At 63.3% G+C, this 463-nt stretch carries 1 protein-coding gene; it reads right to left on the bottom strand.

All coding sequences use genetic code 11. The annotated features are described in order from the left end of the window. Window positions 1-463: arginine deiminase family protein (locus H2Z84_RS14540; RefSeq protein ID WP_258869419.1), on the bottom strand; the 463-nt coding region annotated here is incomplete at both ends.

The raw sequence follows: 463 nt of genomic DNA on the forward strand, positions 1-463 counted from the left end.
CGTAGATCCAGCAAGACGGGTCGCGCTGGAACAGGCTGTTCGGAATCGGCGGGATAACGAATTCGGACTGGTCCAGATAGCCACCGAACAGGCCTTTGGGGTCGAACGGCAGTTCGAACTTGGCGATGCCGCCGATCAGGTGCTCGGCCAGTTGGGTGGACGGCATTTCGTCCAGCCAGCTGCGCAGGTCGGTCAGCATGCCGATACCGACGTTGTCAGCCTTGACCTTGCGGTCCAGCAGCCAGCTGCGGGCGGCCTTGTCGTCCAGCACCTGGGCCAGGGCGTCGTGGGCTTCGATCACGTGGATGCCGCGAGCGCGCATTTGCTCAACCATGAAGGCGTGGTCTTTTTGGGCGCGTTCGACCCAGATCACGTCATCAAACAGCAGGTCGTGGCAGTTGTCGGGGGTGAGGCGTTTGTGGGCCAGGCCCGGACGGCACACCATCACGCTGCGCAGCTTGCC

This window comes from Aquitalea aquatica (assembly GCF_013911085.1).
GTDB lineage: Bacteria > Pseudomonadota > Gammaproteobacteria > Burkholderiales > Chromobacteriaceae > Aquitalea > Aquitalea aquatica.